The sequence below is a fragment of the Burkholderia pyrrocinia genome, from assembly GCF_003330765.1.
GTDB lineage: Bacteria > Pseudomonadota > Gammaproteobacteria > Burkholderiales > Burkholderiaceae > Burkholderia > Burkholderia pyrrocinia_B.
The window spans coordinates 47,297-72,517 of sequence record NZ_CP024903.1 but is presented as its reverse complement, the minus strand read 5'-3'; the positions used below and the strand labels follow the sequence as shown (position 1 = coordinate 72,517).

Below are 25,221 nucleotides of genomic sequence, written 5' to 3'. Positions count from 1 at the left end.
GGCCGCGGCGCGCGATCATGCGGCGAGGCGCGGCGGACGGCACGGTTCGACTCCGTACGCGGGCATCGTTGACGATAGCGAAGTCGATCTCGAGCGACCAATTAAATGTTGCGATGGCATCCATTCGATTTCCCACTACCTGCCGGCGCCCGCGATGTGCGGTGCAGAAGCGTTGCGCGGCGAGCAGCCTATCAGGGAAATCCTGACGGCCGCGGCAACGCGAACGTTCGCCGGGACGCATCCGATCGCAGCACTGCCGGTCGTACACGCGGGTCGCGATACATCAGGTTACGCAGATGGGAGACGGTCGATGTGTGCGCGGCGGCGGATCGCTGCGTCCCTGTCGTGAACCGTCGTCAGGCCGGAACGGGCCGACGCGTCGAAGGGAATCTGCGTAGTGGCGTTCGCCGATCCTGCCCGGGCGCGTTCAGACGCGACAGGCGGTGTGGTCGAGAAGGGGGGAAGTCAGGCGGGAGGACGATTGCCGGCCCGTCGATCGGGCGCATGGCAGCGGCTGAGGAAGCCGGAAAGGATCGCCGGTCTGGCCGGCGATGGCGGCCCGGCAGGCCGCCGGGCCGAATCTCGCGTCGGGTGCCGACGCCGTCGGCGCGCCGGTGCGCGGATCGCGCACCGTGCCGCGCCAGCGGCGATCAGTCCCAGTCGCGGTGGTGGCGATGCTTGCGGTGACGATAGCCGCGATCGCCGTGATCGCGCTCGTACGAGCTGCGCGACATGTTGCCGCCGAGCGCCGCGCCGGCGCCGCCGCCGACAGCCGCGCCCAGCAGGCCGCCCGTGCGGCCGCCCATCGCGTTGCCTGCCGCGGTACCTGCGCCGCCGCCGAGTGCGCCGCCGATGATCGCGCCGGTGCGCTCGCGACGGTTCGACGTCACAGCGCCACCGGCGCCGCCGCCGATCGCGCCGCCGATGACGGAGCCCGTGCTACCACCGACCGCACCGCCGACCGCTGCGCCGGCGACCCCGCCGAGCGCGCCGCCAAGTGCATTGTTCAAGTCACCTGCCAGTGCCGGCAGCGCAGTCGCGCCGGTCAGCACGGCGACGACGAGAGTGGGGGCAATTTTCTTCCACATTCCCGTATTCTTCCTTGTTCGAAATCTGGTTATCGAAGGTCCGCCCGGTACGACGATCTGAATCGATCGACGCCGGTTCAGGCATTGTGCCGAACCCCGGACCAATTCATTTCAACGAGCTTGCGGCGAAGAATAGCACCGGTCCCGCATCCTTGCTGTGGACATTCTGGTAACAAGTTGTTTGCGAATAACGGACGTCGAACGCCTGCCCCGGGATTCCCGGAAACCCGCGCCGGCATTGACTCTGGCTAGGGTCCGTCCCTGTGGGGCGGGAAGGCGGCCACGCGCGGCGTCGCACATTTGCGACACACGTGGCAACACATCGGGCACGCGTCGTGAGCGGGGCCCGAAACGACGGTCGGGCGCTATCTTGGAAGGGTCAGTACACGCCGGGCAGCAGCCGCCAGGTCCGCGCGCAATACGCGTCGTATTCCGCGCCGAATTGCGAACGCAGCAGCGCCTCCTCCGAGCGGATGCGCGCGACGAGCGGCACCATCATCAGCACGACCAGCAGCACGCCGACGCCCGAGCGGAACGCAAGCGCCCAGCCAACCGAATTGACGAGCAGGCCGAGATAGCTCGGATTGCGGATGCGGCGGTAGATGCCGTCGGTCACGAGCGTATGGCCCGGCTGGATCGCGACGAGCCCGCTGAAGCGCTTGCCGAGCACGAACACGGGCCAGATGCGCAGCGCACCGCCCGCGATGTACAGCACGACGCCGATCCATCGCACCGCATCGCCGCCGAAGGTCCAGAAATCGAGCCGGTCGGTCAGCGCGGGCAGATACGCGAGCAGGAACCCGCTCACCGCGAATGCCGCGAGCACCCAGCGGTTGTCGCGGTGCTCGCGCTCGCCGGCGCTCAGGTTGCCTTCGGTGAACATCGCGGCGACGGCCATCGCGAACGTCGCGACGACGACGACGGTCAGCGGCGGATGCGAGAAGAAGGCGGCGAACCCGCCGATGCCGAGCACGGCGAGCCCGAGATAGACGAGCGTGGATACGCCCGACAGGACTGCGACCTTGCGGGTGACTGCCATGACTGCCTCGCCGGGATGCGATTTCCTGTGAAGTATAGGAACCGCGCGCGCGATGCGCAGCGCGCCGTCGTCATGCGGCGCGCGAATCGTCCGGCGAATGGCGCCGGCCCGGGCCGGTGCGGGCAAGGCCCGCGCCCGGCGCCGGATCAGCGGATGCGGAAGTTGCCGCCGATTCCGACGCTGACGGGCGGCGCGTAATACGCCGGCGCATAACCATAGCCGTACGGCGCAGGCGCATAGCCGTACGGCGGCGCGACGTAGCAGCCGGACAGGCCGCCGATCAGGGCAAGCGTGATGAGAAGTCTGGTCATGGCTCGATTCCCGGCGCAAAAGACGAGTGGCACCTCGCGAAGGCCGCGCCGCCGCGACGTGCGGCGGCCGGCACGAAGAGGCGATCCGCCCTTCCTGTCGCTCGATGAAGTAATGCGCCGAGTCTAGCGCCGGGCTTGCCGGGCCGAGTTTCGCGGGCGGTTACACGTGTTACCTCGCGTGACCGCCGAAACAGGGGATGACGGCGCGGCGGCCGGCCGCCGCGCCGCGTGCGGTCGACGCGTTACACGAAGCGCGCGCGAATGCGCTGCGCGATCGCCTCGAGCGTCGCCGCGTCGGCGATGTCGCGCGCATGCATCCGCAGCTCGGCGCCTTCCCAGCGCGGAATCACGTGGAAGTGCACATGCGGAACCGTCTGGCCGGCCGCCGCGCCGTTGAACTGGCCAATGAACACGCCGTCCGGCTCGAGCGCCGCGCGCACCGCCGCCGCGACGCGCTGCGTCATGCGGATGCCGGCCGCGGCCGCATCGCCGGACAGCTCGAAGATCTGCGCGGCCGGCTCCTTCGGGATCACGAGCACGTGACCGTCGGCCTGCGGCATGAGATCCATGATCACGAGGGTCGCGTCGTCTTCCGCGACCTTCACGCACGGCAGTTCGCCGCGCAGGATTCTGGCGAACGGGTTGTTGTTGTCGTAGGACATGGCGTTTTCCGATAACGGTTGGAATGGGTGAACGTTCGATGCCGGACGATTATCGGCCGACGGCGACCGATATTTCAACCTGTCAGGCCGTGTCGCCATTGCAGCGAACAATGGATGCCGGCCCGCATGCAATGTGCGTAACCGGATGGAATAAGCAGCCGTCGCCATCCGTTTATTCCGAGCGTGGGTTCGCACGGCACGATCGCGAACCGGCGCCGGACACCCGTCGGCTGCGCTGGCCGGCAGCCGGGATGACTGCTCGCCATCATCAACCGGAGTCATGCCATGGACCCTCTCCCCTCCTGTCGTTCGCCCGCCCCGATCGTCTTCGCCAATCACCCGCCGGCATTCGTGCGCACCTCGCACGCGATTGCGCGCACGCTATGCCGAGCGGCTTGCGGCGCAGGGCTGGTCGTACTGTCGTCGACTTTCGCATGGGCCGGCAGCAGCGACATCATCCTGCCGCCTTCGTCGGTCACCGCATCGACCGTGCCCGCCAACGGCGATCTCAATCCGTACGGCATCGCGTTCGTGCCGTACGGCGTGCCAGCCTGGAGCCCGCTGAAACCGGGTGACGTCGTCGTGTCCAACTTCAACGCGGCATCGAACACGCAAGGCACCGGCACGACGATCGTGAAGCTGTCGCCCGGCAATACGCCGGCGACGTTCTTCCAAGGCAGCAATCTCGGCCTGACGACCGCGCTCGTGGTACTGCGCAGCGGCTTCGTGCTGGTCGGTAACGTCCCGGCGCCAGACGGCAAGACCGTGGTCGGGCCGGGTTCGCTGCTCGTCATCAATCCGGCGGGCAATCTCGTCACGCAACTGGTCAGCGCCGCGCTGCTCGACGGGCCGTGGGACATGACGGTGATCGATCGCGGCCAGCGCGTGACCGCGTTCGTGTCGAACGTGCTGAACGGCACGGTCGCACGGATCGAGCTGGCGATCGGCAACGACGGCGTCACGATGCTGCCGAGCTCGCGCATCATCGCGTCGGGCTACGTGAACCGGACCGATCCCAATGCACTCGTCGTCGGCCCGACCGGCCTCGCGTACGACCCGAACCGCGACGTCCTGTATGTCGCGTCGACGGGCGACAACGCGGTGTTCGCGATCCAGAACGCCGCGGCGACGAATCGCAACGGCGGTGTCGGACGGATGATCTACTTCGACAAGGTGCACCTGCACGGCCCGCTCGCGCTGGCGCTCGCGTCGAACGGTCATCTCGTGACCGCGAACGGCGATGCGGTCAACGCCGACCCGCAGCAGCCGAGCGAGATCGTCGAATTCACGGTCGACGGGCGCTTCGTCGCGCAAATGCAGGTCGATACCGTGCCGGGGGCGGCATTCGGTCTTGCATTCGGGCGAGGCAGCAAAGGCCAGCCGCAATTCGCGGCCGTCGACGACAACACGAATACCGCGACGGTCTGGACATTGCGTCCCGACAACAACAACAACAACAACAACAACAACATGCAATGACGCGCCACGGGAACGGGCCGCATGCGGCCCGTTCGAACATGGCGACCGACACATTCGATTCGCACACGCCGGGCAACATGCGTCCGATCGACGCCGCCCGGCATCGCTTGCACCCGCGATTGCCACCGCTCGCCCGAACCTGCGACACTGCCGGTTCACGGCCTGCCTGCAGACAACCGAGGACGCTCGCGCATGACGACACCCATCAAGCCGTTGATCCGACGGGGCGCCGCCCTCGTGCTGCTGGCCGCGGTCGGCTATGCCGGATACATGCTGTCGCGGCTCGCGCCGATCGCCACCGGCTATGCGGCGAAGGCGCTGTGTTCCGGCGTGTACGTGTCGGGCCGCCCGGCCGCGTCCGTGATCGACGTCGACATCATGGCCGGCGTGCATCCGCTGCTGAAACTGGTGCGCCCGTCGCTCGATCCCGACCATCATCGCGCCGTGGCGACCTTCGCCGGCTTCGCCGAGCGCGAGGCCGACTTCCGGCCCGGGCTCGGCTGCACGCTCGCGCTCGGGCCGTCGCCCGGCGCTTTGCCGGCCACACTACCGGCCGCGTTGCCGCTCCTCCCCGATCCGCCGCCCGCGCCGCCGGCACCGGCTACGCCGCCCGCCGGCGTCGATGCGCACAAGCTGCAGACCGCGCTCGACCGCGCGTTCGACGAACCCGATCCGGCGCGGCCGCGGCGCACGCGCGCGGTCGTCGTGATGTGGCGCGGCCAGGTGATCGCCGAACGCTATGCGCCCGGCTTCACGGCCGACACGCCGCTGCCCGGCTGGTCGATGACGAAGACCGTGACGGCCACGCTGGTCGGCATGCTCGTCGCGCAACACAAGCTGTCGCCCGATGCATCGGCGCTGCTGCCCGAATGGCGCGGCAGCGGCGACCCGCGTGCGGCCATCACGCTCGACGAGTTGCTGCGGATGACGAGCGGCCTGCAATTCAACGAGGACTACGACGACCCGCTGTCCGACGTCGCCGTGATGCTGTTCACGCAACCCGATACCGCGCGGTTCGCATCGGCGAAACCGCTCGCCGCGACACCGGGCACGCAGTGGTACTACTCGAGCGGCACGAGCGCGATCGTCGCGCGAGTGATGCGCGAAGCGATGGGCGGCAGCGAGGACGACTACCTCGCGTTTCCGCGCCGCGCACTGTTCGCGCCGCTCGGGATGCGCAGCGCGGTGTTCGAGCCCGATGCGGCCGGCACGCTCGGCAGCCCGTCGTACATGTATGCGAGCGCGCGCGACTGGGCGCGCTTCGGGCAGCTTCTGCTGCAGGACGGTGTGTGGAACGGGCAGCGGCGGCTGCCGGCGGGCTGGGTGCGCTACCTGACGCGCGCGACGCCGCAGTCGACGCGCCAGGAATTCGGCGCGCATCTGTGGGTCAAGGTGCCGGAGCCGTTCAACGATCGCGATCCGCACGCGAGTGCGATGCCGGCCGACGCGTTTCATGCGGTCGGCCATGAAGGCCAGTTCGTGAGCGTGGTGCCGAGCCGGCAACTGGTGGTCGTGCGGCTCGGGCTGTCGCGGCCGGAATCGGCGTGGAATCACGAGGCGTTTCTCGCGCGCGTGCTCGACGCCGTGCCGGCGCCCGGCGAGTGACGGCGGGCCCGTACATGCCGGCCGTGCTGCGGTGGCAGTCGCAACGCCGCCGCGCCGCGCGCTACCTGCGATGCGTCACGGATTCGCGCTGCCGGCGTAGGTCTTGAAGCCTTCGCGCGTCGCAAGACGTTCGATATAGCGCGACACCGCCGGGAAATCCGGATGCTCGAACGGCGTGCCGAACCAGCGGTTCACCGACAGGCCGATCGGAATATCGGCCAGCGTGAAGTGGTCGCCGGCCACGAACGCGCCGGTCGATTCGAGCTGCGCATTCAGCACGCGCATGTGCTTCGTCCAGCCCGCGATCGACTGCGCGATTCCGTCCGGATCTTGATGATCGGGCGATTTCCGCACGAGGCCGAGGAACGCGCCGACCCACGAGCGGTTCAGGTCCGCGCCCTGCCAGTCGATCCATTGATCGACCCGTGCGCGCGCCTGCGGCTCGGCCGGATAGAGCGCGTCGCCGCCGTAGCGGTTCGCGAGGTAGCGGATGATCGTGTTCGATTCCCAGAGCACGAAATCGTCGTCCTTGATGACGGGCACAAGAGCATTCGGATTCAGCGCGAGATAGGTCGGATCATTGGTGGTGCGGAAGCCCGCGCCCCAGTCTTCCTGTTCGAACGGCAACTTCAGCTCGGTGCACAGCCAGAGCACCTTGCGGACGTTGATGGACGGGATCTTGCCGAGGATGTGCAGCATGCAGGCTCCTTGTGAGGTCGGATGCGGAGCGTGCGGGACGCACGAAACGTCCCGCGCGCGTTCACGTCGAATTTATACACGACCTCGATGGAAACGGCAGGCCGTGCGTGCGAAATCGGCATGCTGACGATTCGTCAGGTCGCGCAACGCGTGCTCGGCCGTCGGAAACCGGAACGTGAATCGATTGACTGCTTTCAGGTATGCCGCACCGCCGCTCCCGCGCAGCGGCGACACGCCTACATCGGCTTGAGCACCATCAGGAAGTAGACGGACAGCATCGCGAAGAACGCCGGATAGCCGAGCAGTTCCCAGCGCTTCGCATAGCGCCAGTACCGCTCCGGCAGTGCGGCGTCGCCGCCCGCGTGAGCGAGCTTCGCGATCGCGGCGAGTTCGACCTGCAGCCACACGACCGGCAGCCAGCACGCGCCGGCGATCGCGTACAGCACGATCGATGCCATGAGCCACGGCGTATGCCACGGCCAGCCGGCCGTGTGCGCGAGCCACAGCCCGGACGCCGGCTGGAAGATCACGGCCGGCGTCGTGAACCACCAGTCCGCGCGCACCACGAGTCGCGACACGGCCGCGATCGCGGGCACCGACCGCGTGCGGTTCGCGAAGAACAGGTAGAACGCGGTGCCGAACCCCGTGCCGACCAGCAGCACCGAGGACAGGATATGCAGCGCCTTGACGACGAGATAGGTATTCATGCTTGTTCTTCTTCTGCAAACAGGATCAACAGGATGGCGAGAATCGGCACGTTCTTGAGCACGGGGCCGAACGGTTCGGCCAGCAGGCCGGGCATCGTGACCGCGATGACAGCCGAATACGCGACGATCAGCGCGGCTTGCGCGGCCCACAGGCGGCGGGACGGCGCGACGACGGTCGCGATGCCGAACGCGAAGTCCAGCGCGCTTGCCGCGTAGAGCGCGATCAGCGCAGGCAGCCCCGTCAGGTGCGCATGCGCGAGCAGCGCGAGGCTCGCGCCCAGCGGATGAATGAACGCGCTTGCGATGGCCGTCCAGATCCAGACGATCGCGAGCGCGCCCAGCAGCAACGGGCGCCGCCACATCGCGAGCGCGTCGCGACGCAGCGCAGCGGCCTCCGCGCCGATGAAACCGCCGATACCGCGCGGCGGCCGGCCGAGCACGGCCGTGGCGGCCGCCGGATCGCCGGTGTTCCCGCCGCGCAGCATCGTCCACGTGTCACGCGTGAACATCGCGCCCGGCAGCATGCCGAGCAGCGCGGCCGCCGCGCCGGCCAGCGGGCCCGGCAGCGTCACGCAGGCGGCCGGCGGAAATCCCAGAGCGGCGCGGTAGCAGGCCAGCATCTCGCGGTATTCGACTTCGTCGTTGCCGACCACGTCGATCACCGGGCTGCCGGCCGCGGGCGAATCGACGCACTGCGCGACGAGCCGCGCGACGAGTTCGGCGAGATCGTCGACGTGCACGGGGCGCAGCCGTTGATGGCCGCCCGCCGGCAGTGCCTGCACGGGCAGGCTCGCGAGCATCCGGAACAACCGCGCCGACGTGCCGGCCGCGCCGTAGACGAGCGCGGGGCGCACGATCCGGAAATCGATCGGCAGCGTCTGCAGGAAGCGGTCAGCCGCGTCCTTGCTCGCGAAGTACCGCGTATCGCCGCGCTCGGCGCCGAGCGCCGAAATCTGGATCACGCGCCGCACGCGCGTACGGCAGCACGCTGTGAAAAGCGCGCACGGCGCGGCGCGATGCACGGTGTCGAGCGTCGCGCCGCGTTGATCGCCGAGGATGCCGACCGCATTGATCACCACGTCGACGCCCTCCAGCCGCGCAAGCCACGATTCAGGATCGATGTCCTTCGCGAAGTCAATCGCGACGTCGCACGGGCCGGCCGCATGACGCACGCCGCGCAGCACGCGATGGCCGCCGGCTTCGAGCTGCGCGCACAGTGCCCGGCCGATGAAGCCGTTCGCGCCGCAGACGAGGACGGTCATGCTGCACGCCCCGGTGCGGCCATGCTGGCGGGTCGACGGCAAGACTGCGTTCATTTTCATCCTCTATTTACAGTTATTTCTGTAACGACAGAAACAACGACCCCAAAAAATGCGGGCTGCCTGCCCGCACTTCCCATACCGCTTACTTCGACGGCTTGCGCCTGACCGTCTGGCTGATCTTCGCGCCGATGCCGAGCGCCTTCATCAGCGTATCGGGCTTGAGTCGCAGCATCTCGTCCGACCAGGTCGTGAGCGTCTCGACGAACTGCAGCGTGTCGCGGATGCGCTGTTCGGTCTCGCGGCTCTCGTTGGCGATCTCGGGATTCGTCAGGCAATCGCGCAACACCGTAAGCGTCGGCTCGATCTCGCGCTGCCGGCGCCCTTCGACGATCAGCTTGAACAGTTCCCAGATGTCGGTCGACGTCTCGAAATGATCGCGGCGGTCGCCCAGCACATGCACGACCTTCGCAAGCCGCCACGCCTGCAGTTCCTTCAGGCTCGTGCTGACGTTGGAGCGCGCGACGTTGAGCGTCTCGGCGATCTCGTCGGCCGCGACCGGCCGGCCAGCCAGGTAGAGCAGCGCGTGGATCTGCGAGACGGTTCGGTTGACGCCCCACCGCGAGCCCATTTCGCCCCAGTGGAGAATGAATCGTTCGGCAATCGGTGTGAGTTCCATGACGTGAAATTTAGTCATTTCAGTTATTTCTGTCAAGAGAGAAATAACCGGGCGATCCGGCAGCTTCCGGCCGCGCCCGCCCGCGATCGGCGGCTTCCTTTACAATGCGCGGGATTTTTCCGATTTCAGGCCGTTTCCGCCTTTCTGACAAGAGGTTTCCATGATCATCAAACCGCGCGTGCGTGGCTTCATCTGCGTGACGACTCATCCGGTCGGCTGCGAAGCCAACGTCAAGGAACAGATCGACTACGTGACTTCGCACGGCCCGATCGCCAATGGCCCGAAAAAGGTGCTCGTGATCGGCGCGTCGACCGGCTACGGCCTCGCCGCCCGGATCTCGGCCGCATTCGGCTCGGGCGCGGACACGCTCGGCGTGTTCTTCGAGCGCGCCGGCAGCGAATCGAAGCCCGGCACGGCCGGCTGGTACAACAGCGCCGCGTTCGAGAAATTCGCGGCGGAAAAGGGGCTCTATGCGCGCAGCATCAACGGCGACGCATTCTCCGACAAGGTCAAGCAGGTCACGATCGACACCATTAAGCAGGATCTCGGCAAGGTCGATCTCGTCGTCTACAGCCTCGCGGCACCGCGCCGCACGCATCCGAAGACGGGCGAAACCATCAGCTCGACGCTCAAGCCGATCGGCAAGGCGGTCACGTTCCGCGGCCTCGACACCGACAAGGAAGTGATCCGCGACGTCGCGCTCGAACCGGCGACGCAGGAAGAGATCGACGGCACCGTCGCCGTGATGGGCGGCGAGGACTGGCAGATGTGGCTCGACGCGCTGCATGAAGCCGGCGTGCTGGCCGACGGCGCGAAGACGACCGCGTTCACGTATCTCGGCGAGCAGATCACGCACGACATCTACTGGAACGGCTCGATCGGCGAAGCGAAGAAGGATCTCGACAAGAAGGTGCTGTCGATCCGCGAAACGCTGGCCACGCACGGCGGCGATGCGCGCGTGTCGGTGCTGAAGGCCGTCGTCACGCAGGCCAGCTCGGCGATCCCGATGATGCCGCTCTACCTGTCGCTGCTGTTCAAGGTGATGAAGGAAACCGGCACGCACGAAGGCTGCATCGAGCAGGTGTACGGGCTCCTCAAGGACAGCCTGTACGGCGCGACGCCGCACGTCGACGAAGCAGGCCGCCTGCGCGCGGACTACAAGGAACTCGATCCGCAGGTGCAGGCGAAGGTCGTCGCGCTGTGGGATCAGGTCACGAACGACAACCTGTACGAGCTGACCGACTTCGCCGGCTACAAGACCGAGTTCCTGCGGCTGTTCGGCTTCGAGATCGCCGGCGTCGACTACGAAGCGGACGTGAACCCGGACGTGAAGATCCCGGGCATCATCGACACCACGACGGCCTGACGGCACGGCCCGCCGCCGCGCGCGCAGCGCGGGCGGCGGCTTCGCCTTGCCGGCGGCGTCAACGCGGCGCCGGCTCTTCCAGATAGACGCCCGCCGACAGCGTGGCCTTCACCTGCCGCGTGAACTCGTCGGTCGACACTTCCTCCGCTCCCGCTTCGATTGCTTCGTAGGCCTGACGCACGACGTCGGCCGGCGTTGCCTTGGGCACGTCGAGGCCGCGCGTCAGGTCGGTATCGATGAAACCCGCATGCAGCCCGACGACCTGCGTGCGCTGCTCGCGCAGCGAATGGCGCAGCCCGTTGGTCAGCGCCCACGCGGCCGATTTGGACACGCCGTAGCCCGACAGGATCGGCCGGTTCACCCAGCTCGCGACCGACAGCACGTTCAGGATCGCGCCGCCGCCATGACCGGCGAGGGTCCCCGCAAACGCCCGCGACATCGCCAGCATCCCGAACACATTGGTTTCGAAGTGATCGCGCAACGCGTCGGGCGCGCCATCGTCCGTCAGGCTGCCGAACCGCGCGATGCCGGCGTTGTTGATCAGCAGCGTGACGTCGCGCGCCGTGTCGGCAGCCGCGGCGACGGCCGCCGGATCGGTCACGTCGAGCTTCACGGGCACGACACCCGGCAGCGTCACGGTGGCCGGATCGCGCGCCGCCGCATAGACCTTCCGCGCCCCTCTTGCGAGCGCCTGCTTCGCAAACTCGAGCCCGAGCCCGCGGTTCGCGCCCGTCACGAAAACAACAGCACCTTCGATCTTCATGATCCGTCCCTTTGCATGATGAATCGCATGCGCGCCGGCTCGCCGCGCGCGTGAGATCCGGTGGAAAACCAGGCTGCCATGGCATACCGAACCGTTGCGGCACCCAGGACCGCGACCGACTTCCATCTGTATTCCAGCCGCGGCTTCGCACTGCCCGCCAAGTCGGCTACACTCGATATCAATGTCGATCACCATTGTCTTTGCGGTGCATTGTGTTCGCGCCGCCCGAGCATGTCAATTGTGATCACCATTGTGTTTTTCAATCGACGCGATCAGCAGAATCAGGGAGGGATCGATGGGCGTGTCAAGACAGCAGGCTGCAGAGAACCGGAGCGCGATCGTCGTGGCCGCCGAACGGCTGTTCCGGGTGCGCGGCGTCGACGCCGTGGGGCTGACGGAGCTGATGAAGGAAGCCGGCTTCACGCAGGGCGGCTTCTACAACCACTTCAAGTCGAAAGATGCGCTGGTCGCCGAGGTGATGGAAAAGGCGATGCAGGACCGCGCGGATTCGCCGAACGCCGGCAGTCTCGCCACGCAGGTGGCGTCCTATCTGTCGGCCGCGCATCGCGACAACGTCGAGGCCGGGTGCCCGCTGTCCGGCTTCGCGGGCGACGCGCCGCGGCTGACCGATGCGGCACGCGCGTGCTACGCGCACGGCCTCGCCGCCTATCTCGACCGGCTGGAACGGATGGTGGCAACGGAAGGCGCGACGCCGGCGCAAACGCGGCGCGACGCAATCGCAGTCTTCAGCCAGATGGTCGGGGCGCTCGTGCTGTCGCGCGCGATCGCCGGCGCCGATCCCATGTTGGCCGACGAGATCCTCGAGGCGGGACGGCACACGCTCACCGGCGAACGCACCGATCCGGTCGCGCCGGCGTAACGGCGCGCGCGGCGACGCGCCGCCCCTCCCGCGCTATTCGACCGCCCGCGCGGCATCCCACAACGGCTGCCCGCCCAGCGCCGCATGCCACGCGTCAAAACGCATGCGCCACGCTTCGAACGGCTCCGTCAGCGGATGGCGCGGATCTTCGCTGAGCGAATACGCCATCCCTTCGATCAGCCATCGCGGCTTGGTCACGACGGCCAGGTTGCCGAGCACCTCGGCCTGACGATGATGGATCAGCTCGTGCGCGAGAAAGTAGGTCTGCCAGCCGCGCGGCGCCACGACCACGCCGAAATTGCCGAGCGTCAGCGCCGCACGTGCGCCGAGGCCGAATGCGTCGGCGCACGCGCGCGTCGAACAGAACACGACGCGCGGCGCATCCCGGAACGCACCAACGGCCGCCGCCGCGCGCGCATAGCCGTCGCGATAGAGTTGCTGCGCGTCGCCGAGCTTCGCTATATCGTCCGTGCAGATATCGGCGCTCGGGCAGGACACGCCGGGTATCAGCGCGGGCGCGACGACACGCAGCGGCTTGACGAGCGCATACGCGGCAATCGGCAGCGCGACGAGCAGGCCCGTGAGGGCGAAAGCGACGTGGGAGCGTTTCATCGAGGCGGCGGTTCCGTGGCGTTCCGTTGGAGTCTTCCCGCGTGAATATATCGGACCGGCGAGGATGCCGGCCCTGCTTTTCTTTCCGCCCGACTGCCGGCCGCCGGGCGGCGCTCGGCGCGACCGGAGAAACGTCCCCGCGCTCGCCGTCACGATCGGCCATCCCGAACGGGCGACGCGCGTCACGCGGCGCGCCCGGTGCGTGCGGCGCCGGCGCCTGCGTGCGGCACCTGCGTGCGGCGTCGCCAGGCGGCCGCGAGCAGCGCAGGCGCGAACAACGCGACGACACCGGCCGCGAGCGTGGTGAACACGAGAGCCGGGGCGACGGGATGCATGGCGGATGCCGATGAGCGACGCGGACACGCGCCGCTACGCGAGCTGCTTGTGGAAGAACGTCGTTGCGCACAGCGCGCCGTCGGGCATCAGCGCATAGTTCGGCACGACCCCGACACTCTGCCAGCCGGCCCGCTCGTACAGCCGCTCGGCGTCGCCGCCCGTCACGGTGTCGAGCACGAGAACGGTCTTGCCGGCGTCGCGCGCGGCCGCGTCGGCCGCCGCCATCAGGTGCGCGGCCACGCCCTGCCGACGCGCGTGCCGCGACACGAGCATCTTCGCGATATCCGCGCGATGCGGCTGGTTCTCGGGCTGCCCGGTCACGACCTGCACGGTGCCGACGATCCGGCCGGCCGCGTCCTCGGCGACGAGCAGGATGCGCTCGCCGTTCCCCACGCCATCGGCCACGCGCGACCAGAACGCGACGGCAGTCGGCCGCCCGATCGGCAACATGAAGCTGACGGACGCGCCGCCCTCGACGCAGTCGATCAGCACGTCGGCCAGCGCGTCGACACAGGCTCTCGCATCGCTCGCGCCGACGCGGCGGACGGTAACAGGTTCGGTCATGCCAACTCCGGTAGTCAGTCGGGCCGCGCACGTCGGTTCGGCATGCGCCCGGATCGGAAAGAACGCCGGCGGATCGTCGCGGCTCGCGCAACGGCGGCAGGCGGCCGGCAACGCGACGCCCGGTCGGCACGCGTTACCGCCCCATCATCCTACGCGACGAAAATTCCCGCTGCATCGCCTATACTTAGCCGCATGGCTAACTTTCAACCCGGCATCAGCGACGTATTCCACGCCCTCGCCGATCCGACGCGCTGCGCGATCGTCAGCGCGCTCGGCCAGGGCGAGCGGACCGTCTCCGCGCTGGCCGCGCCGTTCGACATGGCGCTGCCGTCGTTCATGAAGCATGTCGCCGTGCTCGAGCGCAGCGGCCTCGTCCAGACCCGGAAAACCGGCCGCTCGCGCACGTGCGCGCTGGTCGGCAGCCGGCTGACCGAGGCCGAAGCATGGCTCGCCGCGCAGCGCGCGCTGTGGGAAGCGCGATCCGATCGTCTTGTCGAATTCGTCGAACGCCGTCACCAGGAGAAGCAAGATGTCAGCAAGCCGCGTCGAACCCGCTGAAGCCCACGATCTCGTCATCACGCGCACGCTGCGCGCACCGCGCCAGGCGCTGTGGCGTGCCTGGACCGACCCCGAATTGCTGAAGGAATGGTGGTGCCCCAAGCCATGGACCACCGAGGTGCGCGCGTTCGACCTGCGGCCGGGCGGCGCCTTCCACACGTATATGCGCGGCCCCGATGGCGGCACCAGCGACAATCCCGGCTGCTTCGTCGAAATCGTGCCCGAATCGCGCATTGCGTTCACGTCGATGCTCACGGGCGGCTGGCGGCCGCAGGTGCCGTGGATGGGCTTCACGGCGATCATCACGATGGCCGACGACGATGCGGGCAGCCGCTACGAGGCGCGCGTGATGCACCCCGATGCCGCGACGCGCGAGCGTCACGAAGCGCTCGGCTTCTTCGAAGGCTGGAACACCTGCATCACGCAGCTCGACGAATTCGCGGCCGCGCTGCGCTGAACGCGGGTGCACCGTGATTGCATGCCGCCGCGCCCGCGCCTACGATTCCTGAAGGAACCATGACGGCCCGTCGGCATCCAGCGGGCGCCGTCGCGCGCGCTCCGCGGGAGGCGACATGTTGCACACGCACACGCATTCGACCCGGGTCAGCCGGCACCTGAACGCACCGCGCGGGCGCGTCTACCGCGCGCTGCTCGACCCGCACGCGGTCGAGCAATGGAAGGTGCCCGACGGCATGACGTGCCGCGTGCATGCGTACGATGCACGCGAAGGCGGCGCGCTGCGCGTCTCGCTGAGCTACGACGCACCGTCGGCCGGCGCCGGCAAGACCACGGCGCACACCGATACCTATCACGGCCGCTTCGTCACGCTCGTGCCGGACGAGCAGATCGTCGAGATCGACGTGTTCGAGACCGACGATCCGATGCTGCGCGGCGCAATGACGATCACGATCACGCTGTCCGACGAAGCGGGCGGCACGCGCGTGGACGCCGTGCACGACGGGGTGCCGCCCGGCGTGCCGGCCGCCGACAACGAGACCGGCTGGCGCATGGCGCTGGAGAAGCTCGCGGCGCTGGTGGAGGCCGGGTAGCGACCGTGGCCGTTCGCGCCGGCAGCGGGAATGCGGTACGGCAGCGCGAAACGCCGCCGCGTGCGACACTGGCCCTCACCCGATCCATCCGGACCCGCACGAGGAAACTCTCGCCATGAGCGCCACGCGCACCGCCACCTGGTATTTCGATTTCGTTTCGCCGTTCGCCTACCTGCAGCAGGAACAGTTCGACGCGTTGCCGCCCGCCGCGGCCTTCGAACCGAAGCCGATCGTGCTCGGCGCGCTGCTCGCGCACTGGGGCCAGAAAGCGCCGGCGGAGATCCCGGCAAAACGCCTCTTTACCTATCGCCACGCGCAATACCGCGCGGACAAGCTCGGCATTGCCTACCGGATGCCGCCCGCGCACCCGTTCAACCCGATCAAGCCGCTGCGCCTCGCGATCGCGATGGGCAGCTCGCCCGACGCGATCCGGCGGATCTTCCGGCATATCTGGCGCGACGGCCATGACGTGTCGACGCCGGAAGGCTTCGCCGCATTGTGCGAAGCCGTCGGCTTTCCGGAAGGCGTGACGGCCGTCGAAGCACAGCCGGTGAAGGACGCGCTGCGCGCGAACACGGATCTCGCGATCGCGCACGGCGTGTTCGGCGTGCCGACCTTCGAACTCGACGGCGACCTGTTCTGGGGCGAGGATGCGACCGGCATGTTCGTCGACTGCGCCACGTCGCACGCGTGGCTCGACTCACCCGAGGTGCGCCGCATCAGCGTGCTGCCCGAAGGGATCCGGAGGGGCTGACGGCGCGGCCTGCCACGCGGGTGCGAGGTGGACGAGTTGGCCGCGCGCAAGGCGCTCTGCCAGCCTGTTTGTTGCTCGCGCAACTGGGCTGGAATGCGGTGACCGCGCTGGCCGTCGCGAAGTCGCTGGCCGCGCTCGCCGTGCGGATCTGGCGCAACTGAAATTCGGCATCGCGCAGCCAGGGCGGGAAGGCTCACAGGGCTTGCCCGCCTTTTCTTTTATTTTCGATCGGCGCATGCAGCGCGCCGCGCGGCCCGGCAGATTCGAGCGGACTTTGCACCGCATTCGTTCATCCGGTGCAAGGTCCGCACCAGCCTGCCGAATTGTCCAGTTCAACCAAATATTTTCCCGGTGGCCGTCCGCATCGGCCCACAAACATCGGATGATTCGACGGTGCCCCGCCGCCCGGCCCTGTCCCATCCGGCCCCGGCACGCAGCCACGTTTTATCAGGGGATTCCCGGTATTTTTTCGCATTTTCTTCGAAATAACGGGTGACATACTTGCCCCCCGTTGCGCTCCGGTACGAGCGCGCTACCTGATCCTGCCGGCCGCGCGCCACGCGCTGCGCGTCCGCCGGGGTCACAGAACATGAACAATTTCGACACCACAATCCAGATCTTCCTCACCCACTTGACGTTCGGCCCGCTGATGAATCACGCGATCCGCGTAATCGCGGGCCTGTACACATTCAAGGGCTTCGTGCTCATACCCGTGCTGTGCTGGCTGTGGTTCCAGCCGGGCCCGAACCGCGAGCGGCAGCGCGAACTGGTCGTCGCGACGGTCGCGAGCGGGCTCGTCGCGCTCGCGTTCGGCCGGCTGCTCGCCCAGGTGCTGCCGTTCCGCGTGCGGCCGATCTACAACCCCGACCTGCACCTGCACTTCCCGTCGGCAGGACTGCGCGCGGCCACGCTGCAGGCATGGAGTTCGTTTCCGAGCGATCACGCGATGCTGTGGATGGCGATCGCGGCCGGCATCTTCATCATCGCGCGCCGCGTTGGCGTGTTCGCGCTGCTGTATGCCGCCGTGTTCATCTGCCTGCCGCGCGCGTATCTCGGCTTCCACTATCCGACCGACCTGATCGCGGGCGCCGCGATCGGCATCGCGATCGCATGGCTGCTGACGCGCGACGCGATCCGGTCGCGCTTCGCGCCGCAGGTGCTGGCGATGATCCGGCGCTTTCCCGCGCCGGCCTATACGCTCGCGTTCCTGCTGTGCTTCGAGCTGATCACGCAGTTCGACGAACTGCTGACGCTCGCGCAGTCGGCCACGCACACGATGTGACGGGCAGGCACCGCGATGCTGCCGCTGCTTACGTTCCGCCGCCCAGGCGCGCGCTGCCGGCCGTGCGCGGCGGCGGCACGCCGTGCGACGGCCGCGCCAGTCAGTCGCGATCGGGCGCGCCGAGCGGAAAGAACGATCGATACGGCCGCGCCTCGTCGACCGCTCGCGCGAACGACGGACGCGCGAGCAGACGCTTGCGGTACGCGATCACGTTCGCGAACGACGGATCGATCCGGTGCGTCCAGTCCGCATAGAACAGGAATGGCGCCGCACCGCAATCGGCGAGGCTGAAGCGGTCGCCGGCCGCCCATTCGCGATCGGCCATCTTCTGGTCCAGCCACGCATACGACGTATCGAGCATCGCGCGCGCGTCGGCGACACCCCGCGCATCGCGCTCGGCTTCCGGCCGCAGCGCGTTGTGCACGACCTTCTGCTGCGGCGTCGACACGTAGTTGTCGAAGAAGCGATCCATCATCCGCACCTCGAGCGCCGCGTGCGGGTCGTCGGGCAGCAGGCGCACGGGGCCCGGATGGTTCAGGCCGAGATACTCGACGATGATCGACGCCTCGACCACCGTGCGGCCCGCATCGACGAGCACCGGAAAGCGCTTCAGCGGCCACAGCGCGGTCAGTTCCTGCATCGGCTTCGGATCGTCGTGCGCGAGCACGCGATACTCGAACGGCGTGCCGTTCTCGTACAGCGCGGTCAGCACCTTCTGGCAGTAGGACGAAAAGGGATGGGCGTAAAGCGTCGGCATCATCGCGGGGTCTCTCAGGGGTTTCGGCGCCGCGTCGTGCGGCGCCACGTGATCGGATACCTTGACGACGAACGGCGCATAGCCGTTTCGACATCGGTCCGGAAATTTTTTTCGCCGCGCGGTGTCGCGCCGCTACGACCGGCCGTCCATCACGACGCGCCCTTCGGCGCGCCAGCGCAGCATCCCGCCGCCGAGATTCGCGACCGCGTCGAAGCCGGCCTTCAGCAGGATGACGGTCGCCTGCGCGGATCGCCCGCCGGCCCGGCACACGGTCACGACCGGCCGGTCGCGCGCGATCTCGCCGGCGCGCGCGGCCAGTTCGCCGAGCGGGATCGGCGTCGCGCCGGGCAGGTGGCCGAGCGGGCCCGTGAATTCGTCCGGCTCGCGCACATCGACGACCTGCACTGCCGGCAGATGATCCTCGAGCCATTGCGGATCGATTTCCCAGAACCCGGCAAACGTATAGACGAGCGGCGCCCAGTCGGCCGCCGCGTGCGCATCGGGCGCGTTCGCCGCGACGCCGCACTGCAGGTTCGCCGGCACCGCGACGTCGATCTGGCGCGGGTGCGCGAGGCCGAGGTTGCGCATGTAGCCCGCGAAATCGTCTTCGCTGAGATCGCCGCCGAGGCGCGGATTGAAGCGCCGCTCCTCGCCGACGCTCGTCACGGTGAGCCCGCGATAGTCGTGCGCCGGATACAGCAGGCACGCGGCCGGCAGCGTGAAGAGCCGGCCGTGCACCGCGCGATACAGCGCGCGCGGGTCGCCCTGCTGGAAGTCGGTGCGGCCCGTGCCGCGGATCAGCAGGCAATCGCCGGTAAACGCCATCGATTCGTCGTCGCGCACGAGGCTGATGCAGCCGCTCGTGTGGCCGGGCGTCGCGCGCACGGTCAGGTAGCGCGCGCCGAACGCGCAGCGGTCGCCGTCGTTCAGGTAGCGGTCGGCGCCCTGCGCGCCGCTCGCGGCCGAGATCGCGATCGTGCTGCCCGTGCGCTGCTTCAGCAGCCACGCGCCCGTCACGTGATCGGCATGCACGTGCGTGTCGACGGTCGCGACGAGCCGCAGCCCGAGTTCGTCGAGCAGCGCCGCGTCGCGGCGCACCTGTTCGAACACGGGATCGATCAGCAGCGCTTCGCGCGACGCACGGTCGGCGAGCAGATACGTGTAAGTCGACGATTGCGGGTCGAAAAGTTGCCGGAAGATCATCGTGAGGTCGCTCCGTCGACTGTTCAGGTTGGTGTGGTCCGGCCGGTACGCTGCATGTCGCCGACGCGCGGGCGGGCGCGAGTGCCGCCCCGGCGTATGCCGGCCGCGCCGCCTGACCCGGAAGCTCGCGGCTGCGTCTGCTGCGCATCGTCATCCGGCACCGACGTCGGCATGATGACATCGCCGCCGGGCAACCGCCATCGCGCCTGCCGCGTTTCGCACATTCATACAGCGTAGATCAAAATGCGCGCGCCGCCGGCGCACCCTGCGCGGCAACCGATTCCGATGACGAATGGCACGCGGCGGGACGATTCGCCGCGCCCGGATGGTTGCGCGCGCTGCCTTACACTACGGCCTGTTCTCATCCCGGTTCACAGGAATTCCATCGACATGTCGATGACGATCGATCCGAAGCAGGCCGCCGCGCTGCTGGCCGTCGCCGACACGGGCAGCTTCGAGCAGGCGGCCGTGCGCCTGCACGTGACCGCGTCCGCCGTCACGCAGCGGGTCCGCGCGCTGGAGGCGAGCCTCGGCACGCCGCTCGTGCTGCGCACGCGCCCGTGCCGCCCGACGGTGGCCGGACAGCGCGTGCTGCAGCACCTGCGCCGCGTCGCGCTGCTGCAGGCCGACCTGCAAAGCACGCTCGCGACCGAGCGCGAATCGCCGATCTCCGTCACGATCGCGCTGAACGCCGACAGCCTCGGCACGTGGTTCCTGCCCGCGCTGGCCTCCGTGCTCGCCGGCGAGCGCATCCTGTTCGAGCTGATCGTCGAGGACCAGGACCATACGTTCGCGCTGCTCGAAAGCGGCATGGCCGTCGGCTGTGTGACGACCGAGCCGAAGCCGATGCGCGGCTGCATCGCGACGCCGCTCGGCACGATGCGCTACCGGCTGCTCGCGGCCGCCGCGTTCGCGGTGCGCTGGTTTCCGCGCGGGCTGAACCGCACGAGCGCACGCAACGCGCCCGTCGTCGCGTATTCGCGGCGCGACACGCTGCAGTCGTCGTTCCTGAAGGAGAAGTTCGGGTTGCCCGAAGGCGCGTACCCGTGTCACTACGTGCCGGGCACCCATTCGCACTTCGCGGCGGTGCGGCACGGGCTCGGCTACGCGATGGTGCCGGAGCCGCTGATCGGCACCGCGCCGCTCGACGCGCAGGGGCTCGTCGATCTCGCGCCCGCGCATCCGACCGACGTCACGCTGTACTGGCACGCGTGGACCGTGCAGTCGCCGACGATGGCGTCGCTGTCCGCGCGGGTCGTCGAAGCGGCGCGCCGGTTGCTCGCACCGCTGCCGAAATGAAATGAACCGGCGACGGGCCCGGCCCGCGGCCCTCGGCTGTCAAGCGCGCCGCTGCGAGAAATACGCGCCGACCGCGCCGAGGAACGTGTCGATGTCCGCGCGCGACACGTCGCAATGCGTGACGAAACGCGACGCGTACAGCATCTGCGTGAGGATCCCGCGCTCCTTGAGCCACGCCTCGAGCGGCGCGCAATCGGCTTCGGGGAATTGCGCGAACACCATGTTCGTCGCATGCGACAGCACCTTCACGGATTCGATGCGCGCGAGGCCTTCCGCGAGATGCGCGGCATTCGCGTGATCGTCGGCGAGCCGCTCGACGTTGTGGTCGAGCGCATACAGGCAGGCCGCCGCGAGAATGCCCGACTGCCGCATCCCGCCGCCGAGCACCTTGCGCCAGCGCTGCGCGCGCTCGACCAGCGCACGGTTGCCGACCAGCACCGAGCCGACCGGTGCACCGAGCCCTTTCGAGAAGCAGATCGACACGCTGTCGAACGGCGCGCACAGCTCGGCGATCGGACGGCCCGACGCGACGGCCGCGTTGCACACCCGCGCGCCGTCGAGGTGCGCGGACAGCCCGCGGCTGCGCGCGAACGCGACGGCTTCCTCGACATAGCCTTCCGGCAAGACCAGACCGCCGATCGTGTTTTCGAGCGCGAGCAGGCGCGTGCGGGCAAAGTGATTGTCGATCGGCTTGATCGCCGCGGCGATCTTCGCGAGCGGCAGCGTGCCGTCCGGCGCGTTCTCGATCGGCTGCGGCTGGATGCTGCCCAGCACGGCCGCGCCGCCGCCTTCGTACTTGTAGGTGTGCGCGAGCTGGCCGACGATGTACTCGTCGCCGCGCTCGCAATGGGCCATCAGCGCGGCCAAGTTGCTCTGCGTGCCGCTCGGGAAGAACAGGCCGGCTTCCTTGCCGGCCCGCTCGGCCGCGACCGCCTGCAGGCGCAGCACGGTCGGGTCGTCGCCCCATACGTCGTCGCCGACTTCGGCGGCAGTCATCGCGGCCAGCATTGCCTGGCTGGGACGTGTCACGGTATCGCTGCGTAAATCGATCATCGCTATGCCCTGAGTAAACGCGGACCGGAACCCCTGCGCCCGGCCCTGCCGAAACGAGACTCAGAGTGTACGCAATTCACGCAGCGGCTGCCGACGGATCGAGTCGCGCTACGCAGCGGCCACGCGATCATGCGCCGTCGACGAACGGCCCGGCCACGGCCGGCGCAATGGGGCGCGGCGGGCACGCGCGTCGTCATCGTCAATACCGCGGCGGCGGCGGCTGGACACCCGCCGGCGGCATCGGCGGCCCGCCCGCGCGACGACGCGCATTACGCGCTAACGCGACGAAACGGATCGGCAGTGCGCGATGCCATGCTGCACCGGTTCCGCGCATGGCTGCGCCGCGCGAAACCGTTCCAATGACGCGACGCGCCATATTGACGCACGTGCGTCAGACCGCCACGCCGCGGCCGCGCGCGCCGCGAACGGCCTTCTTGATACGAATCAACGATTTACCCCGACATCGCGCGCGACGGGCTGGACATCTGCGACGAGTTGGCGCATTTCGCGGTGCAACATCGCGGCACATACTCCAGCCAACCCCGACGCCTGTCTGCCGGGGTCCGCCGGCACCCGCCGGCGGGTATCGTCAGCTTCGGTCATCTGGTATGGACACCGCATTTTCGGCCCTCGATCTGGCCCGCCTGCAATTCGCGTTCACCGTCTCCTTTCACATCGTCTTTCCGGCGCTGAGCATCGGCCTCGCCAGCTTCATCGCCGTGCTCGAATATCGCTGGCTCAAGACCGGCAAGCAGTACTACAAAACCCTCTGTCTGTTCTGGTCGAAGATCTTCGCGGTCGCGTTCGGGATGGGCGTCGTCTCCGGCGTCGTGATGAGCTATCAGTTCGGCACCAACTGGTCGGGCTTCTCGAGCTTCGCCGGCGCCGTCACCGGGCCGCTGCTGATGTACGAGGTGATGACCGCGTTCTTCCTCGAGGCCGGTTTCCTCGGCATCATGCTGTTCGGCTGGAACCGCGTGAGCCCGCGCGCGCACTTCGGCGCGACGCTGATGGTCGCGATCGGCACGCTGATCTCGACGTTCTGGATCCTCGCGTCGAACAGCTGGATGCAGACGCCGCAGGGCTTCGAGATCGTCGACGGCCGCGTCGTGCCGACCGACTGGTTCGCGATCATCTTCAACCCGTCGTTCCCGTACCGCCTGTTCCACATGGCGATCGCCGCGTTCATCGTCGCCGCGCTGGTCGTGGCCGCGACGGGCGCGTGGCACCTGCTGAAGGGCCGCCGCGACAAGGGCGTGAAGAAGATGTTCTCGATGGCGCTGTGGCTGCTGCTGGTGCTCGCGCCGCTGCAGGCCGTGATCGGCGACCAGCACGGCATCAACACGCTGAAGCACCAGCCCGCGAAGATCGCCGCGATCGAAGGGCTGTGGGAAACCGAAAAGGGCGGCACGCCGCTCAACCTGTTCGGCATTCCGGACATGAAGGCGGAAACGACCCGCTACGCGGTAAAGGTGCCGCACCTCGGCAGCCTGATCCTCACGCACAGCTGGGACGGCGAGATCCGCGGGCTGAAGGAATTCCCGCCCGAAGACCGCCCGAACTCGACCGTCGTGTTCTGGAGCTTCCGGATCATGGTCGGCCTCGGCTTCGCGATGATCGGCCTCGCCGCGCTTGCGTGGCTGCTGCGCCGCCGCGGCCGCCTGTATGAATCGAGGTGGTTCCAGCGCTTCGCGCTCGTGATGGGCCCGACCGGCTTCGTGTCGCTGCTCGCGGGCTGGGTGACGACCGAAGCGGGCCGCCAGCCGTGGGTCGTGTATGGCGTGATGCGCACCGCGCAGGCCGTGTCGCCGCTGTCGGTGCAGCAGGTGAGCCTGTCGATGATGACGTTCGTGATCGTGTACTTCCTCGTGTTCGGCACCGGCGTGTACTACATGCTGAAGCTGATGAAGGCCGGCCCCGCGCTGCCCGACGAGAAGCACGACGACACGCCCGACACGCGCCCCGATCACACCGCGCGCCGCCCGATGTCGGCCGTCGACGAGTTGATCGAGACCGTCTGAGCCCACCCCATCCGCAAACGAGAAAACCTATGGACGTCACCGTAATCTGGGCCGCGATCATCGCATTGGGGCTCTTCATGTACGTCGTGCTCGACGGCTTCGACCTCGGCATCGGCATCGTCTTCCCGTTCTTCCCGGACGAGAAGGAACGCGACCTGATGATGAACACGGTCGCGCCCGTGTGGGACGGCAACGAGACGTGGCTCGTGCTCGGCGGCGCCGGCCTGTTCGCGGTGTTCCCGATCGTCTATTCGACCGTGCTGTCGGCGCTGTACCTGCCGCTGATCTTCATGCTGGTCTGCCTGATCTTCCGCGGCGTGTCGTTCGAGATCCGCGCGAAGGCGCGGCGCACCAAGCAGCTGTGGGATCTCGCGTTCATCGGCGGCTCGGCCGGCGCGACGTTCTTCCAGGGGATCGCGCTCGGCGCGTTCCTGCAGGGCATCAACGTGAAGGACGGCGTGTTCGCGGGCGACGCGTTCGACTGGCTCACGCCGTTCAGCCTGCTGACGGGCCTCGGCCTGCTCGTGACCTACGCGCTGCTCGGCTGCTGCTGGCTCGTCGCGAAGACCGAAGGCGACCTGCAGCGCCGGCTGCATCGCGTCGTGTGGCCGCTGACGGTCGTGCTGCTCGGCTTCATCGCGGTCGTCAGCCTGTGGACGCCGCTGCAGGATCCGGCCATCGCGCAGCGCTGGTTCGATTCGGGGCTGTTCTGGCGCCTGCTGCCGGTGCCGTTCCTGGTCGCCGGGTGCGCGGTGTGGATGCGCCGCGCGGTGCGCGACCGGCACGACATGACGCCGTTCGTGCTTGCGCTGGCGCTCGTGCTGCTCGGCTACGTCGGCCTGCTCGTCACGCTGTTCCCGTATGCGATTCCTCAGACGATGACGATCTGGGAAGCGGCGGCGCCGCGTTCCAGCCAGACCTTCACGCTGGTCGGCGCAGCGGTTATCCTCCCGATCATCATCGCCTACACGACGATGGGTTACTGGGTATTCCGAGGCAAGGTGCGCCATGAAGACCAGCATTACTACCACCACTGATTCCGCCGATCGCCCGCCCGAGGCGCCGCGGCCGCGGATGCGCGGCTGGATGTGGTTCGTCGTCCTGTGGGCGGGCGGGGTAGTCGGCGCCGTCACGCTCGGCTACGCGTTCAAGATCTTCATGAACCTGACGCTGTTTGCGGTGAAGTAAGCCGCCCG

At 68.3% G+C, this 25,221-nt stretch carries 28 protein-coding genes; 13 read left to right on the top strand and 15 right to left on the bottom strand.

Annotated elements, in window-relative coordinates; all coding sequences use genetic code 11:
- Positions 1 to 650 precede the first annotated feature (650 nt).
- The 4 genes from CUJ89_RS17910 to CUJ89_RS17900 all read right to left on the bottom strand — a co-directional run bounded on the left by CUJ89_RS17910 (position 651) and on the right by CUJ89_RS17900 (position 3,100).
- Positions 651 to 1,088 (bottom strand): hypothetical protein, encoded by a 438-nt coding sequence (locus tag CUJ89_RS17910; protein ID WP_114178727.1) that lies wholly within the window; start codon positions 1,086 to 1,088, stop codon positions 651 to 653.
- A gap of 379 nt (positions 1,089 to 1,467) precedes the next feature.
- Positions 1,468 to 2,127, bottom strand: coding sequence for a methyltransferase family protein (locus CUJ89_RS17905; protein ID WP_114178725.1), 660 nt, complete (start codon positions 2,125 to 2,127; stop codon positions 1,468 to 1,470).
- A 146-nt stretch (positions 2,128 to 2,273) separates the two neighbouring features.
- Positions 2,274 to 2,438 (bottom strand): hypothetical protein, encoded by a 165-nt coding sequence (locus tag CUJ89_RS38295; RefSeq protein ID WP_201752362.1) that lies wholly within the window; start codon positions 2,436 to 2,438, stop codon positions 2,274 to 2,276.
- Positions 2,439 to 2,680: 242 nt separating this feature from the next.
- On the bottom strand, positions 2,681 to 3,100 hold the full coding sequence (locus CUJ89_RS17900) for an HIT family protein (RefSeq protein ID WP_114178723.1): 420 nt from the start codon (positions 3,098 to 3,100) through the stop codon (positions 2,681 to 2,683).
- Between the two features lie 285 nt (positions 3,101 to 3,385).
- Between CUJ89_RS17900 and CUJ89_RS17895 the strand changes: the two genes are divergently transcribed.
- Both CUJ89_RS17895 and CUJ89_RS17890 read left to right on the top strand, forming a co-directional pair.
- A complete protein-coding gene (locus tag CUJ89_RS17895) occupies positions 3,386 to 4,579 on the top strand; it encodes a hypothetical protein (RefSeq protein WP_236655026.1) in 1,194 nt (397 codons plus the stop codon).
- A 192-nt stretch (positions 4,580 to 4,771) separates the two neighbouring features.
- Positions 4,772 to 6,184, top strand: a complete 1,413-nt coding sequence (locus CUJ89_RS17890) for a serine hydrolase domain-containing protein (protein WP_114178722.1) — start codon at positions 4,772 to 4,774, stop codon at positions 6,182 to 6,184.
- A 75-nt stretch (positions 6,185 to 6,259) separates the two neighbouring features.
- Here the strand turns inward: CUJ89_RS17890 and CUJ89_RS17885 are convergent, their stop codons facing one another.
- From CUJ89_RS17885 to CUJ89_RS17870, 4 genes are all read right to left on the bottom strand, one after another.
- A complete protein-coding gene (locus CUJ89_RS17885) occupies positions 6,260 to 6,883 on the bottom strand; it encodes a glutathione S-transferase family protein (protein ID WP_114178721.1) in 624 nt (207 codons plus the stop codon).
- Positions 6,884 to 7,119: 236 nt separating this feature from the next.
- Positions 7,120 to 7,590, bottom strand: a complete 471-nt coding sequence (locus CUJ89_RS17880; RefSeq protein WP_114178720.1) for a DUF2269 family protein — start codon at positions 7,588 to 7,590, stop codon at positions 7,120 to 7,122.
- Positions 7,587 to 8,906 (bottom strand): SDR family oxidoreductase, encoded by a 1,320-nt coding sequence (locus CUJ89_RS17875; protein WP_114181425.1) that lies wholly within the window; start codon positions 8,904 to 8,906, stop codon positions 7,587 to 7,589. Before CUJ89_RS17875 ends, CUJ89_RS17880 begins: the two co-directional genes overlap by 4 nt.
- 88 nt (positions 8,907 to 8,994) lie before the next feature.
- The gene (locus CUJ89_RS17870) at positions 8,995 to 9,528 is read right to left on the bottom strand and encodes a GbsR/MarR family transcriptional regulator (protein WP_006480371.1); all 534 of its coding nucleotides are present in this window, start codon (positions 9,526 to 9,528) and stop codon (positions 8,995 to 8,997) included.
- 160 nt (positions 9,529 to 9,688) lie between these two features.
- On the opposite strand from CUJ89_RS17870, the gene fabV reads away from it, so the two are divergent.
- Entirely contained in the window at positions 9,689 to 10,894 is a 1,206-nt protein-coding gene (gene fabV, locus CUJ89_RS17865; RefSeq protein WP_114178719.1) for an enoyl-ACP reductase FabV, read from the top strand.
- Between the two features lie 58 nt (positions 10,895 to 10,952).
- Here fabV and CUJ89_RS17860 read toward each other — a convergent pair whose 3' ends face one another.
- On the bottom strand, positions 10,953 to 11,657 hold the full coding sequence (locus CUJ89_RS17860) for an SDR family oxidoreductase (protein ID WP_114178718.1): 705 nt from the start codon (positions 11,655 to 11,657) through the stop codon (positions 10,953 to 10,955).
- A 295-nt stretch (positions 11,658 to 11,952) separates the two neighbouring features.
- Between CUJ89_RS17860 and CUJ89_RS17855 the strand changes: the two genes are divergently transcribed.
- Complete coding sequence (locus CUJ89_RS17855; protein ID WP_114178717.1) at positions 11,953 to 12,537, top strand: TetR/AcrR family transcriptional regulator; 585 nt, start codon at positions 11,953 to 11,955, stop codon at positions 12,535 to 12,537.
- A gap of 33 nt (positions 12,538 to 12,570) precedes the next feature.
- On the opposite strand, the gene CUJ89_RS17850 is transcribed toward CUJ89_RS17855, so the two are convergent.
- The 3 genes from CUJ89_RS17850 to CUJ89_RS17840 form a co-directional block, all read right to left on the bottom strand.
- Positions 12,571 to 13,149: a hypothetical protein gene (locus CUJ89_RS17850; protein ID WP_114178716.1), complete on the bottom strand. Its 579-nt coding sequence runs from the start codon at positions 13,147 to 13,149 to the stop codon at positions 12,571 to 12,573.
- A gap of 182 nt (positions 13,150 to 13,331) precedes the next feature.
- Positions 13,332 to 13,484 (bottom strand): hypothetical protein, encoded by a 153-nt coding sequence (locus CUJ89_RS17845; RefSeq protein WP_201752361.1) that lies wholly within the window; start codon positions 13,482 to 13,484, stop codon positions 13,332 to 13,334.
- A 34-nt stretch (positions 13,485 to 13,518) separates the two neighbouring features.
- The gene (locus CUJ89_RS17840) at positions 13,519 to 14,049 is read right to left on the bottom strand and encodes a GNAT family N-acetyltransferase (protein ID WP_114178715.1); all 531 of its coding nucleotides are present in this window, start codon (positions 14,047 to 14,049) and stop codon (positions 13,519 to 13,521) included.
- A gap of 192 nt (positions 14,050 to 14,241) precedes the next feature.
- Between CUJ89_RS17840 and CUJ89_RS17835 the strand changes: the two genes are divergently transcribed.
- The 5 genes from CUJ89_RS17835 to CUJ89_RS17815 all read left to right on the top strand — a co-directional run bounded on the left by CUJ89_RS17835 (position 14,242) and on the right by CUJ89_RS17815 (position 17,692).
- Entirely contained in the window at positions 14,242 to 14,607 is a 366-nt protein-coding gene (locus tag CUJ89_RS17835) for an ArsR/SmtB family transcription factor (protein ID WP_114178714.1), read from the top strand.
- Positions 14,579 to 15,064 (top strand): SRPBCC family protein, encoded by a 486-nt coding sequence (locus CUJ89_RS17830; protein ID WP_114178713.1) that lies wholly within the window; start codon positions 14,579 to 14,581, stop codon positions 15,062 to 15,064. Before CUJ89_RS17835 ends, CUJ89_RS17830 begins: the two co-directional genes overlap by 29 nt.
- 115 nt (positions 15,065 to 15,179) lie before the next feature.
- The gene (locus CUJ89_RS17825) at positions 15,180 to 15,656 is read left to right on the top strand and encodes an SRPBCC family protein (protein WP_114178712.1); all 477 of its coding nucleotides are present in this window, start codon (positions 15,180 to 15,182) and stop codon (positions 15,654 to 15,656) included.
- Positions 15,657 to 15,771: 115 nt separating this feature from the next.
- Positions 15,772 to 16,410 (top strand): 2-hydroxychromene-2-carboxylate isomerase, encoded by a 639-nt coding sequence (locus CUJ89_RS17820; protein ID WP_114178711.1) that lies wholly within the window; start codon positions 15,772 to 15,774, stop codon positions 16,408 to 16,410.
- 589 nt (positions 16,411 to 16,999) lie between these two features.
- Positions 17,000 to 17,692: a phosphatase PAP2 family protein gene (locus CUJ89_RS17815; protein WP_114178710.1), complete on the top strand. Its 693-nt coding sequence runs from the start codon at positions 17,000 to 17,002 to the stop codon at positions 17,690 to 17,692.
- A 100-nt stretch (positions 17,693 to 17,792) separates the two neighbouring features.
- Here CUJ89_RS17815 and CUJ89_RS17810 read toward each other — a convergent pair whose 3' ends face one another.
- Positions 17,793 to 18,452 carry a glutathione S-transferase family protein gene (locus CUJ89_RS17810; protein ID WP_114181424.1) on the bottom strand — a complete coding sequence of 220 codons (660 nt, stop codon included), beginning with the start codon at positions 18,450 to 18,452 and terminating at the stop codon, positions 17,793 to 17,795.
- A gap of 129 nt (positions 18,453 to 18,581) precedes the next feature.
- Positions 18,582 to 19,652 carry a rhodanese-like domain-containing protein gene (locus CUJ89_RS17805; protein ID WP_114178709.1) on the bottom strand — a complete coding sequence of 357 codons (1,071 nt, stop codon included), beginning with the start codon at positions 19,650 to 19,652 and terminating at the stop codon, positions 18,582 to 18,584.
- A gap of 390 nt (positions 19,653 to 20,042) precedes the next feature.
- On the opposite strand from CUJ89_RS17805, the gene CUJ89_RS17800 reads away from it, so the two are divergent.
- Positions 20,043 to 20,951, top strand: a complete 909-nt coding sequence (locus CUJ89_RS17800) for an HTH-type transcriptional regulator ArgP (protein WP_114178708.1) — start codon at positions 20,043 to 20,045, stop codon at positions 20,949 to 20,951.
- A 39-nt stretch (positions 20,952 to 20,990) separates the two neighbouring features.
- Here the strand turns inward: CUJ89_RS17800 and ltaE are convergent, their stop codons facing one another.
- Entirely contained in the window at positions 20,991 to 22,004 is a 1,014-nt protein-coding gene (gene ltaE, locus CUJ89_RS17795; protein ID WP_114178707.1) for a low-specificity L-threonine aldolase, read from the bottom strand.
- Positions 22,005 to 22,612: 608 nt separating this feature from the next.
- Here ltaE and CUJ89_RS17790 point away from each other — a divergent pair.
- The 3 genes from CUJ89_RS17790 to CUJ89_RS17780 are packed head-to-tail and all read left to right on the top strand — an operon-like array spanning position 22,613 to position 25,213.
- Positions 22,613 to 24,025, top strand: a complete 1,413-nt coding sequence (locus tag CUJ89_RS17790) for a cytochrome ubiquinol oxidase subunit I (RefSeq protein WP_114178706.1) — start codon at positions 22,613 to 22,615, stop codon at positions 24,023 to 24,025.
- A gap of 29 nt (positions 24,026 to 24,054) precedes the next feature.
- On the top strand, positions 24,055 to 25,062 hold the full coding sequence (gene cydB / locus CUJ89_RS17785) for a cytochrome d ubiquinol oxidase subunit II (RefSeq protein ID WP_114178705.1): 1,008 nt from the start codon (positions 24,055 to 24,057) through the stop codon (positions 25,060 to 25,062).
- Positions 25,034 to 25,213, top strand: a complete 180-nt coding sequence (locus CUJ89_RS17780) for a hypothetical protein (RefSeq protein ID WP_034181658.1) — start codon at positions 25,034 to 25,036, stop codon at positions 25,211 to 25,213. The genes cydB and CUJ89_RS17780 overlap by 29 nt, the downstream gene beginning before the upstream one ends.
- The last annotated feature ends 8 nt before the right edge of the window (positions 25,214 to 25,221 follow it).

Coding starts and splice junctions, on each gene's coding strand:
- ltaE (WP_114178707.1), bottom strand. CDS start 22,004: ATGATCGATTTACGCAGCGATACCGTGACACGTCCCAGCCAGGCAATG.
- CUJ89_RS17830 (WP_114178713.1), top strand. CDS start 14,579: ATGTCAGCAAGCCGCGTCGAACCCGCTGAAGCCCACGATCTCGTCATC.
- CUJ89_RS17860 (WP_114178718.1), bottom strand. CDS start 11,657: ATGAAGATCGAAGGTGCTGTTGTTTTCGTGACGGGCGCGAACCGCGGG.
- CUJ89_RS17810 (WP_114181424.1), bottom strand. CDS start 18,452: ATGATGCCGACGCTTTACGCCCATCCCTTTTCGTCCTACTGCCAGAAG.
- CUJ89_RS17825 (WP_114178712.1), top strand. CDS start 15,180: ATGTTGCACACGCACACGCATTCGACCCGGGTCAGCCGGCACCTGAAC.
- cydB (WP_114178705.1), top strand. CDS start 24,055: ATGGACGTCACCGTAATCTGGGCCGCGATCATCGCATTGGGGCTCTTC.
- CUJ89_RS17895 (WP_236655026.1), top strand. CDS start 3,386: ATGGACCCTCTCCCCTCCTGTCGTTCGCCCGCCCCGATCGTCTTCGCC.
- CUJ89_RS17855 (WP_114178717.1), top strand. CDS start 11,953: ATGGGCGTGTCAAGACAGCAGGCTGCAGAGAACCGGAGCGCGATCGTC.
- CUJ89_RS17820 (WP_114178711.1), top strand. CDS start 15,772: ATGAGCGCCACGCGCACCGCCACCTGGTATTTCGATTTCGTTTCGCCG.
- CUJ89_RS17850 (WP_114178716.1), bottom strand. CDS start 13,149: ATGAAACGCTCCCACGTCGCTTTCGCCCTCACGGGCCTGCTCGTCGCG.
- CUJ89_RS17875 (WP_114181425.1), bottom strand. CDS start 8,906: ATGAACGCAGTCTTGCCGTCGACCCGCCAGCATGGCCGCACCGGGGCG.
- CUJ89_RS17905 (WP_114178725.1), bottom strand. CDS start 2,127: ATGGCAGTCACCCGCAAGGTCGCAGTCCTGTCGGGCGTATCCACGCTC.
- CUJ89_RS38295 (WP_201752362.1), bottom strand. CDS start 2,438: ATGACCAGACTTCTCATCACGCTTGCCCTGATCGGCGGCCTGTCCGGC.
- CUJ89_RS17910 (WP_114178727.1), bottom strand. CDS start 1,088: ATGTGGAAGAAAATTGCCCCCACTCTCGTCGTCGCCGTGCTGACCGGC.
- CUJ89_RS17780 (WP_034181658.1), top strand. CDS start 25,034: ATGAAGACCAGCATTACTACCACCACTGATTCCGCCGATCGCCCGCCC.
- CUJ89_RS17835 (WP_114178714.1), top strand. CDS start 14,242: ATGGCTAACTTTCAACCCGGCATCAGCGACGTATTCCACGCCCTCGCC.
- CUJ89_RS17790 (WP_114178706.1), top strand. CDS start 22,613: ATGGACACCGCATTTTCGGCCCTCGATCTGGCCCGCCTGCAATTCGCG.
- CUJ89_RS17890 (WP_114178722.1), top strand. CDS start 4,772: ATGACGACACCCATCAAGCCGTTGATCCGACGGGGCGCCGCCCTCGTG.
- fabV (WP_114178719.1), top strand. CDS start 9,689: ATGATCATCAAACCGCGCGTGCGTGGCTTCATCTGCGTGACGACTCAT.
- CUJ89_RS17845 (WP_201752361.1), bottom strand. CDS start 13,484: ATGCATCCCGTCGCCCCGGCTCTCGTGTTCACCACGCTCGCGGCCGGT.
- CUJ89_RS17840 (WP_114178715.1), bottom strand. CDS start 14,049: ATGACCGAACCTGTTACCGTCCGCCGCGTCGGCGCGAGCGATGCGAGA.
- CUJ89_RS17815 (WP_114178710.1), top strand. CDS start 17,000: ATGAACAATTTCGACACCACAATCCAGATCTTCCTCACCCACTTGACG.
- CUJ89_RS17870 (WP_006480371.1), bottom strand. CDS start 9,528: ATGGAACTCACACCGATTGCCGAACGATTCATTCTCCACTGGGGCGAA.
- CUJ89_RS17805 (WP_114178709.1), bottom strand. CDS start 19,652: ATGATCTTCCGGCAACTTTTCGACCCGCAATCGTCGACTTACACGTAT.
- CUJ89_RS17880 (WP_114178720.1), bottom strand. CDS start 7,590: ATGAATACCTATCTCGTCGTCAAGGCGCTGCATATCCTGTCCTCGGTG.
- CUJ89_RS17800 (WP_114178708.1), top strand. CDS start 20,043: ATGTCGATGACGATCGATCCGAAGCAGGCCGCCGCGCTGCTGGCCGTC.
- CUJ89_RS17900 (WP_114178723.1), bottom strand. CDS start 3,100: ATGTCCTACGACAACAACAACCCGTTCGCCAGAATCCTGCGCGGCGAA.
- CUJ89_RS17885 (WP_114178721.1), bottom strand. CDS start 6,883: ATGCTGCACATCCTCGGCAAGATCCCGTCCATCAACGTCCGCAAGGTG.